Origin of the sequence: Vibrio sp. 10N.222.48.A3, from assembly GCF_041475345.1 — a bacterium.
Classification (GTDB): Bacteria; Pseudomonadota; Gammaproteobacteria; order Enterobacterales; family Vibrionaceae; genus Vibrio; species Vibrio tasmaniensis_A.
Map to the genome: position 1 here is coordinate 1 of NZ_JBFRVX010000018.1, position 9,249 is coordinate 9,249.

The 9,249-nt window shown below is 47.5% G+C and carries 9 protein-coding genes; 5 read left to right on the forward strand and 4 right to left on the reverse strand.

From position 1 onward, the window contains the following. Nucleotides 1-33: 33 nt before the first annotated feature. Genes AB4653_RS00695 through AB4653_RS00710 form a run of 4 tightly spaced genes read right to left on the reverse strand, consistent with a single transcriptional unit; the run spans nucleotide 34 to nucleotide 3,296 of the window. Nucleotides 34-603, reverse strand: coding sequence for a type I DNA topoisomerase (locus tag AB4653_RS00695; protein WP_004735775.1), 570 nt, complete (start codon nucleotides 601-603; stop codon nucleotides 34-36). Nucleotides 604-615: 12 nt separating this feature from the next. Beyond that, entirely contained in the window at nucleotides 616-1,092 is a 477-nt protein-coding gene (locus AB4653_RS00700; RefSeq protein ID WP_009848094.1) for a DUF494 family protein, read from the reverse strand. A 3-nt stretch (nucleotides 1,093-1,095) separates the two neighbouring features. Next, nucleotides 1,096-2,208, reverse strand: a complete 1,113-nt coding sequence (dprA, locus tag AB4653_RS00705; RefSeq protein WP_102258033.1) for a DNA-processing protein DprA — start codon at nucleotides 2,206-2,208, stop codon at nucleotides 1,096-1,098. Beyond that, complete coding sequence (locus AB4653_RS00710) at nucleotides 2,205-3,296, reverse strand: LysM peptidoglycan-binding domain-containing protein (RefSeq protein WP_009848096.1); 1,092 nt, start codon at nucleotides 3,294-3,296, stop codon at nucleotides 2,205-2,207. The genes dprA and AB4653_RS00710 overlap by 4 nt, the downstream gene beginning before the upstream one ends. A 140-nt stretch (nucleotides 3,297-3,436) precedes the next feature. Between AB4653_RS00710 and def the strand changes: the two genes are divergently transcribed. From def to AB4653_RS00735, 5 genes are all read left to right on the forward strand, one after another. Further along, nucleotides 3,437-3,949, forward strand: coding sequence for a peptide deformylase (gene def / locus AB4653_RS00715; protein WP_004735769.1), 513 nt, complete (start codon nucleotides 3,437-3,439; stop codon nucleotides 3,947-3,949). A gap of 38 nt (nucleotides 3,950-3,987) precedes the next feature. Next, nucleotides 3,988-4,953, forward strand: a complete 966-nt coding sequence (fmt, locus tag AB4653_RS00720; protein WP_009848097.1) for a methionyl-tRNA formyltransferase — start codon at nucleotides 3,988-3,990, stop codon at nucleotides 4,951-4,953. Between the two features lie 119 nt (nucleotides 4,954-5,072). Then, nucleotides 5,073-6,353, forward strand: coding sequence for a 16S rRNA (cytosine(967)-C(5))-methyltransferase RsmB (gene rsmB, locus AB4653_RS00725; RefSeq protein WP_009848098.1), 1,281 nt, complete (start codon nucleotides 5,073-5,075; stop codon nucleotides 6,351-6,353). A 110-nt stretch (nucleotides 6,354-6,463) separates the two neighbouring features. Next, nucleotides 6,464-7,840, forward strand: coding sequence for a Trk system potassium transporter TrkA (gene trkA / locus AB4653_RS00730; protein WP_004735766.1), 1,377 nt, complete (start codon nucleotides 6,464-6,466; stop codon nucleotides 7,838-7,840). Nucleotides 7,841-7,937: 97 nt separating this feature from the next. Further along, on the forward strand, nucleotides 7,938-9,249 hold a 1,312-nt coding region (locus AB4653_RS00735; RefSeq protein WP_372103091.1), incomplete at its 3' end, for a TrkH family potassium uptake protein.

Here is a 9,249-nt window from a genome sequence, read left to right on the forward strand (position 1 = left end):
CATTGAGCGCCGTTTTTTTTCTATAACATCAAGTTATTGAGATTGAATGTGATGACACTTGCGATCAGCACATTGCTTCTTAGTGCCACTGGCCGTTTTCTTCTCCAGCAACAGCGGGAACTGACACTCTTCACAACGACCTATAACAGGTGGCTGATTAACGGCGAACTTACACTTAGGATAGTTATCGCACGCATAAAAGGTTTTACCATAGCGAGATTTACGCTCAACCAAATGGCCTCTGCCACACTCAGGACAAGCAACAAGTGGCTGCTCTTCAGGTTGTTCTTTTGGTTGATCCAAAGATTCGATGTGATTACACGTTGGGTAGCTACTACAACCAATGAACATCCCAAAGCGGCCTTGCCTTAATACCAATTCGTTTTGGCATTTAGGGCACGGCACACCCAGCTCTTTAACTACGTGGCCATCGTTCTGATGCAGAGGCTTGATGTAATCACAGCTAGGATACTGCTTACAGCCTAAAAATGGGCCGTGCTTACCATGGCGAAGCTGAAGCTCTCCACCACACTGTGGACATGGTTCATGCTCTAGTGCATGTTCATGTGCTGAAAAAAGCTGATTATCAATCTTACTACTCATGACAAGCCTGTATTAATGCAAGATACCTTGCTCTTTGGTGTACAACAGCTCTTCCATTTGCGTGTAAGCACTTTCATTACCCGGTACATTAAATAGCACCATTAAGATAATCCATTTCAGATCATCCAATTCAAATTCGTTTGTCTCAAGCCCCATCACACGATCAATCACCATTTCACGAATCTCTGTCGTGAGTACATTAATCTGTTCAAGGAAAAGTAAGAAACCTCGACACTCCATATTAATACGTGAAATCTCTCGACTGGTATAAATACGCATCGAGGTATTGGAACACACACTAATCGCCGCTTGGTTCTCAGTATCTTGCAATGCAGCAAGATCTTCTAACCAATGGAGGGCCTTATAAATATCATCTTGGTGAAACCCTGCTCGAAGAAGCTCATCTTCCAGCTCATCTTGATCCACCTGCAATTCAGAATCGCTATGGATGTAGGTTTCAAACAAGTACATCAGTATGTCCATCATCATAGCTTAGCCTCTCCCCTTTCGAATATAGCCACCGGAAACTGCAACAACATGCCCTGAGAGCTCAAGCTCTAAAAGCTGCATCATGACCTCATGCACAGGTATATGGGTTCTCTGTGCCAAAATATCAACGGGTGTCGCCTCTAACCCTACGTTAGCTAACAGCTGTGGAAATGGCAATTGTTCATTTTCCCCCATACTGGGCGTAGGTTCGAACAAGCTGGGCTGCTGATCTATAGACCAGTCTAACAGACTCTTTATTTCGATCAGAACATCTTGAGCATTTTGCACCAAACATGCACCAGCTTTAATTAGGCTGTTACCTCCGCGGCTGGTTGGACTATGAATTGAGCCAGGCAGCGCAAACACCTCTCGGCCTTGCTCCATGGCATAGCGAGCCGTAATCAAAGAACCACTCTTCTCAGCAGCTTCAACTACCAAGGTTCCGAGCGATAACCCACTTATAATACGGTTACGCCGAGGGAAATGTTCAGGTCGTGGTTTTGCGCTTGGGCGAAACTCTGAAATCAGCGCGCCATTCTCACAAATTCTATCCGCTAGATTTCGGTGACGTGCAGGATAAATGGAGTCCAAGCCTGAACCCAACACCGCAAAAGTTTCCCCTCCTTTATCCAGAGCACCATCATGAGCATAGCCGTCAATGCCCAACGCTAATCCACTGGTGACAATTAAACCGTTTTGCACAAACTCTTTGGCGAAGGACTTCGCTGTCTGCAGCCCTTCGAGGCTGGCATTACGACTGCCGACCATTGCGATTTGAGGCTCAATCAGTTTTTCAACGTGACCTTTAACGAAAAGCACGCTCGGCGCAGAGGCGGTCTCATTCAGCAGTTTGGGATAATGCGAGCAATTCGGGGTAATGATGTGATGGTTAGTTTGTTTTGCTTGCCACGCCAGGCAAGCCTCCACTTCTCTTGGGGCTTGCTCTCTTAGATAGGAAATTTGCTTGGCAGACAAACCAAGCGCTTGCAGTTGCTGGCTTGAGTAGCCAACAATATTCGAAGGGGAATCAATGCTCAGCAGTCGAGAAAGTCGCTTGCCACCCAATTGCGGTACAAAACTTAGAGTTAGCCAAGCACTCAGTTGTTGCTCATTCACTCGGAGCCCTTAAGCTCTTCCGTCAAAGCCAGATCCAGAGGCGATACAGCCAGAATGTCATTGCTAACCGGCTTAGAGCTCTGAGTGATCAAAGCCAAGCTAAAATACTCATAAGGGCGAATGACCATCAAACTACCGAGTGAGGTACTTGGCAACTGCACCTTATCGCTCGCCGCTGACTCTTTATAGCTGTATTCACCCTGCTTACCAAACACCACCGCGCCGCTTTCGCTGAGCGTAAACATAGATCCTTGGCGAAGATTGTCCTGTGAGCCTTTATTAATAACCACGACCTGATTCTTTGCACTGTATTGGCTGCCGTCTAATGAACCCAAGATATTAGCAAATTGCCCCGCAGCACTAGGCGCTGGATAAAATGTGGTTGAGAGCTTCACCTGATCAACGCCAAGTTCTGGTAACACGAGGTCGTTGAGCAGTACCTCTTGCAGCTGAGTCTCTATTTGCAAACTACTGAACTCAGCATCCACCTCTTTCAAGCGCGCCGTGGCGACCAAACGCAAAGAAGTCATACTCGCTTGAGGTTGCTGTCGTTGGTAAGTTTCGACAGAACGGTAAATACCCCATTTTTGATGTTGCTGATTGCCCGAGATAAATAGTCGGTCTTCACCTGATAAGAAACGTTTACCATCACTTGTCCCCAACACTCGTTGAGCAGATTGGATATCTTGCTGCTCCACCAAGCGATCAGACTGTAGATACGGCAAAACCAGCCCCTCATTGACGGTAGGTACTGCTTTCTTCTCAGAGACACGAATCTTAGGGCTTAGCTTGATGACGGGTTTGAGGCTCAATACAGGCTCGCCATTAATCCAAACCAGAGACAATTTATCTCCGGGGTAAATAAGGTGAGGGTTTTCTATCTCAGGATTGACCTGCCACAACCTCGGCCACAGCCATGGGCTATCGAGATACATCGCGGAGATATCCCACAAAGTATCGCCCTTCACCACCACATACGCTTCGGGTGCGCCTTGTTTAATGGTTAAAGGTTGCTCACTATTTTCAGCCATAGCAGCGAACGAAAGCGAGGCACAAATAAGAGATAAAGCGGGGGAAAAATGACGCATGACCTAGGTTCCTTGGTCTGAATATATGACATCTGATTAGAGAATTACCTTCAGGATGCTGTCATTTGACCTCTAAAATGTCTAGAATTGAGCCAACAAGGTTTAAGCTGTTTCGGCACAGTTCAATATTTCGAGTGTATATGTCTGTATTACAAGTATTAACATTACCAGATGATCGTCTACGTACCGTGGCGAAACCGGTAAAAGAAGTTACCCCAGAGATTCAAAAGTTCGTTGATGACATGATTGAAACCATGTACGACGAAGAAGGTATCGGCCTTGCTGCAACGCAAGTAGATTTCCACCAGCGCATCGTTGTTATCGATATTTCAGAAACACGTGACGAGCCTATGGTTCTGATCAACCCTGAAATTACCGACAAACGTGGCGAAGATGGTATCGAAGAAGGCTGTCTATCTGTACCAGGCGCTCGAGCTCTAGTCCCTCGCGCTGCAGAAGTAACGGTTAAAGCATTAGACCGTGAAGGCAACGAATTCACATTCGACGCTGACGACCTTCTGGCTATCTGTGTTCAGCACGAACTTGACCACCTAGAAGGCAAGTTGTTTGTTGATTACCTATCGCCACTAAAGCGCAAACGTATTCAAGATAAGCTAGCGAAGATTAAACGTTTCAACGAGAAACAAGGTTAATAACCGCTGCTATTACTAAATTAAGAAGGAAGTCTACCTTGAGTCAATCTTTAAGAATTGTCTTCGCAGGTACTCCGGATTTCGCCGCCCGTCATTTGGCGGCGTTGTTGTCTTCGGAGCATGAAGTTATTGCTGTTTACACACAGCCAGATCGTCCAGCAGGCCGCGGTAAAAAACTGACTGCGAGCCCAGTAAAAAACATCGCACTTGAAAACAATATTCCGGTTTACCAACCAGAAAACTTCAAGTCAGATGAAGCTAAGCAAGAGCTAGCAGATTTGAATGCTGACATCATGGTTGTTGTCGCTTACGGCTTGCTTCTTCCACAAGCTGTATTAGATACGCCTCGCTTGGGTTGTATTAACGTGCATGGTTCTATCCTACCGCGCTGGCGTGGTGCTGCTCCGATCCAACGCTCTATCTGGGCGGGCGATAAAGAGACTGGCGTGACGATCATGCAGATGGATATCGGCCTAGATACCGGTGATATGTTAAGTATCGCGACGCTACCAATCGAAGCAACAGACACCAGCGCGTCAATGTACGAAAAGTTGGCTGGCCTTGGTCCTGATGCTCTTGTTGAGTGCTTAGCAGACATCGCTTCTGGTAAGGCTGTTGCTGAGAAGCAAGACGACGAACTTGCTAACTACGCGAAGAAGCTGAGCAAAGAAGAAGCAAAAATTGATTGGAATGACAGTGCAGAACACATCGAACGTTGTGTGCGCGCTTTCAACCCGTGGCCAATGAGTCACTTTGCGATTGTTGATAGCAGCTCTAGTGATGAAAAAAGCATTAAAGTTTGGCAGACACGTGTTGATGAAGAGTCGACATCTGCGCCAGCTGGCTCAATCATCAAAGCAGATAAGACTGGTATTTATGTTGCGACTGGCGACAAAGTACTAGTATTGGAACAACTACAAGTTCCAGGCAAAAAAGCCATGTCAGTTCAAGATATCTTGAACTCACGTGCAAGCTGGTTTGAAGTTGGTACTCAACTTTCTTAACCGCTTTAAAGCTACTCAATATGTACTTAAAAACGTGTAGCTTGTAAAAACACTATTTAGAAAACCTTTACGAGGGCAGAGATGCCCTCATGTATTCAAATAAATATTCGGTACCCCTCATGAATGTTCGCGCTGCTGCTGCAAATGTCCTATTCCAAGTTGTCGATAAAGGCCACTCTCTTTCACACGCTCTCCCTGCGGCTCAAAAAACGATCCGTCCGCGAGACCATGCTCTACTGCAAGAGATTTGCTACGGCGCACTTCGTTACCTGCCTCGCTTGGAGTCAATCGCTAACGAACTGATGGAAAACTCGCTTAAAGGTAAAAAGCGCGTATTCCACCACCTGATCTTAGTAGGCATTTACCAGTTGAGCTTTATGCGCATCCCTTCGCATGCTGCCGTTGCTGAAACAGTTGAAGCAACCAAAACACTGCGCGGCCCAAGCCTGAGTGGTTTGATCAACGCAGTGCTTCGCAGCTACCTGCGCGATCAAGAAGAGCTAGATGAGAAAGCCGTTAGCCACAATGCGGGCAAATACAGCCATCCAAGCTGGATCCTAAAAATGCTTCAAGAAAGCTACCCAGATCAGTGGGAGCAATTGGTTGAAGCAAACAACAGCAAGGCACCAATGTGGCTGCGCGTAAACCGCCAACACCACACTCGTGACGAGTATGTTGAACTGCTTAAAAACGAAAACATTGAATACACACTGCACCCTGAAGCGGCTGATGCCATAAAATTAGCCTCACCTTGTGACGTTACTTTGCTTCCTGGCTTCGACAGAGGCTGGGTATCGGTGCAAGATGCTGCAGCTCAGCTTTCCGTTGATTTCCTAACACCAAAAGATGGTGAGCTAATCCTAGATTGCTGCGCAGCACCTGGTGGCAAAACTGCACACATTCTTGAACATACTCAAGACACTGAAGTGGTTGCAATCGACAGTGATATTAAACGCCTAGACCGCGTTTACGATAACCTTGAACGCCTACAACTGCGTGCCGACGTAATCTGTGGTGATGCTCGCTACCCTGAAGAGTGGTGGACAGGCAGTCAGTTTGACCGCATCCTACTTGATGCTCCGTGTTCAGCGACGGGTGTAATCCGCCGTCACCCTGACATTAAGTGGCTACGCCGTGCATCTGATATTGATGCACTAGCAGAGCTGCAAAGTGAGATTTTGGATGCAATGTGGCGCCAGCTAAAAGAAGGCGGCACCATGGTTTATGCGACATGTTCTATCACGCCGCAAGAAAACGTGCTGCAAGTGAAAGCATTCTTAGAGCGCACCGAGAACGCAACGCTAGTTGGGTCTGATATCGAAAAACCGGGTCGTCAAATACTACCTGGTGAAGAAGATATGGATGGCTTCTACTACGCAGTTCTAGTAAAACAGGCATAACAACTAACAGCGGCTAAGAATTTATTTCTTAGCCGCTGTTTCTTTCTAGTGCATTATCAAAGCGAAAAGAGATCACTAGAATTACAACGGCAAAAAATAAGAGAAAGGCTATGAAGATCATTATTCTAGGTGCTGGACAAGTTGGCGGTACCCTTGCTGAAAACCTAGTGGGTGAAAACAATGACATCACGATTGTCGACCGTAATGCCGACCGACTTCGTGAACTTCAGGACAAATACGACCTTAGAGTTGTAAACGGTTATGCCAGCCACCCGAACACACTACGTGAAGCGGGCGCGCAAGATGCCGACATGTTGGTTGCCGTAACCAACATGGATGAAACCAACATGGCCGCATGTCAGGTTGCCTTTTCTCTGTTTAACACACCAAACCGTATTGCCCGTATCCGCTCTCCACAGTATTTAGAAGAGAAAGAAGCACTCTTCAAATCAGGGGCGATTCCGGTCGATCATTTGATTGCCCCAGAAGAACTCGTCACCAGCTACATCGAGCGCCTGATTCAATATCCAGGTGCATTGCAGGTTGTGAGCTTTGCTGAACAGAAAGTTAGCCTAGTCGCGGTAAAAGCCTACTACGGTGGGCCACTGGTCGGTAACGCACTGTCTGCTTTGCGTGAGCACATGCCGCACATTGATACTCGTGTTGCCGCTATCTTCCGTCAAGGTCGCCCTATTCGCCCACAAGGTACTACCATCATTGAAGCCGATGATGAGGTTTTCTTTGTGGCAGCAAGTAACCATATCCGCTCAGTAATGAGTGAGCTTCAGCGTCTAGAGAAACCGTATCGTCGCATCATGATTGTTGGCGGTGGTAACATTGGTGCAAGCTTGGCAAAACGCCTTGAACAGAGCTACAGCATCAAGCTTATCGAGCGCAGCTACACTCGCGCCGAGAAGCTATCTGAAGAATTAGAAAACACCATCGTATTCTGTGGTGATGCAGCCGACCAAGAACTGCTGACCGAAGAGAACATCGATCAGGTAGATGTGTTCATCGCTCTAACCAATGAAGATGAAACCAACATCATGTCAGCGATGCTGGCGAAGCGAATGGGCGCCAAGAAAGTAATGGTGCTGATTCAGCGTGGCGCTTATGTCGACCTTGTTCAGGGTGGCGTGATTGATATTGCGATATCTCCACAGCAAGCGACGATTTCTGCGCTACTTACTCACGTTCGTCGTGCTGATATTGTTAACGTATCCTCTCTACGTCGCGGTGCTGCTGAGGCGATTGAAGCCATTGCTCACGGTGACGAGACCACATCGAAAGTGGTTGGCCGAGCGATTGGCGACATCAAACTGCCACCGGGCACCACCATTGGTGCGATTGTTCGCGGAGAAGAGGTACTTATCGCGCACGATAGAACCGTAATCGAACAGGATGACCACGTAGTGATGTTCCTAGTGGACAAGAAATACGTACCGGATGTTGAGTCTCTATTCCAACCGAGCCCGTTCTTCTTATAGCCTTGTTCTCGTAAGCATCGTTCTCGCAACTTTCTTTTTGTGAGAGCGACGCTCCGGCACAAAGCTGTAATCTATTTAAGCTATGGTCTATTAAGCTATGGTCAACTTTCGTCCGATATTATTAGTGATAGGGTTAGTATTATCAAAACTCGCCCTTTTCATGTACATCCCTACATTGGTTGCCTTTTTCACAGGCACCGGTGGCTTCCTCGAGTTTGGTCAATCGGTAGTGATCACGCACATTGTGGCGTTCATCTGCTTGAGCTTGGGCCGCTCCGCTAAGTTCCGACTTGGGGTGCGGGACATGTTCCTTATCACCTCTTTGGTTTGGACCATTGCCAGTGCCTTTGCTGCACTGCCGTTTGTCTTCATCAACCACATCAGCTTTACGGACGCCTACTTCGAAACCATGTCTGGTATCACCACGACGGGTTCAACCGTATTAAGCGGCTTAGACAGCATGGCACCAAGTATTCTGTTGTGGCGTTCTATACTGCAATGGTTAGGCGGTATCGGCTTTATCGTGATGGCGGTAGCGGTTCTACCAATGCTCAACGTTGGTGGTATGCGCCTGTTCCAAACTGAATCATCCGATTGGTCAGATAAAAGTAGCCCACGAGCGAAAACAGTCGCGAAGAACATCGTGGCGGTTTATCTGGTTCTGACTGGTTTATGCATCATTAGCTATTTGTTTGCAGGCATGGGCATCTTTGACGCGATCAATCACGCGTTCACAACACTGTCGACGGGGGGTTACTCAACCTCAGATGGATCGATGAACCACTTCTCCAACAGTGCTCACTGGGTGGGAACCCTGTTCATGTTCCTTGGCGGCCTGCCGTTCTTACTGTTTGTTAGCGCACTGCGAGGCCGAAAGCTCTCAATACTCTACAAAGACGCGCAAGTAAGAGGTTTTACATACCTGTTCTTGGTCACCAGCGCCGTAATATCAACATGGTTGGTGGTTAGAGATGGCTACACTGTTATGGATGCGATGCGTGTTTCGATGTTCAACATCGTATCAGTCGTCACCACAACCGGTTTTGGCCTAGAAGACTTCACCGCCTGGGGTGCACTGCCAACCACCTTGTTTGCATTCCTAATGATGGCGGGAGCTTGCTCGGGTTCAACCTCTGGCGGTATTAAAATCTTCCGTTTCCAGATCGCGATGACCATGCTCCACAAACAAATGATGAAGCTAATTCACCCATCGGGCGTGTTTGTTCAACGCTACAATCAGCGACCTGTGAATGACGACATTGTGCGTTCACTCGTGGCATTTGGTTTGATGTTCTTTATCACGATTATCTTAATTGCTGGTGGTTTGAGTGCGATGGGGTTAGACCCAATAACAAGCATCTCAGGCGCTATCACAGCCGTTGCCAACGTGGGTCCGGGAATGGGCAGCG

What these genes read in the sequence shown, in the direction of transcription:
- def (WP_004735769.1), top strand. Translation starts at nt 3,437, where the DNA reads ATGTCTGTATTACAAGTATTAACATTACCAGATGATCGTCTACGTACC.
- trkA (WP_004735766.1), top strand. Translation starts at nt 6,464, where the DNA reads ATGAAGATCATTATTCTAGGTGCTGGACAAGTTGGCGGTACCCTTGCT.
- AB4653_RS00695 (WP_004735775.1), bottom strand. Translation starts at nt 603, where the DNA reads ATGAGTAGTAAGATTGATAATCAGCTTTTTTCAGCACATGAACATGCA.
- AB4653_RS00710 (WP_009848096.1), bottom strand. Translation starts at nt 3,296, where the DNA reads ATGCGTCATTTTTCCCCCGCTTTATCTCTTATTTGTGCCTCGCTTTCG.
- AB4653_RS00700 (WP_009848094.1), bottom strand. Translation starts at nt 1,092, where the DNA reads ATGATGATGGACATACTGATGTACTTGTTTGAAACCTACATCCATAGC.
- rsmB (WP_009848098.1), top strand. Translation starts at nt 5,073, where the DNA reads ATGAATGTTCGCGCTGCTGCTGCAAATGTCCTATTCCAAGTTGTCGAT.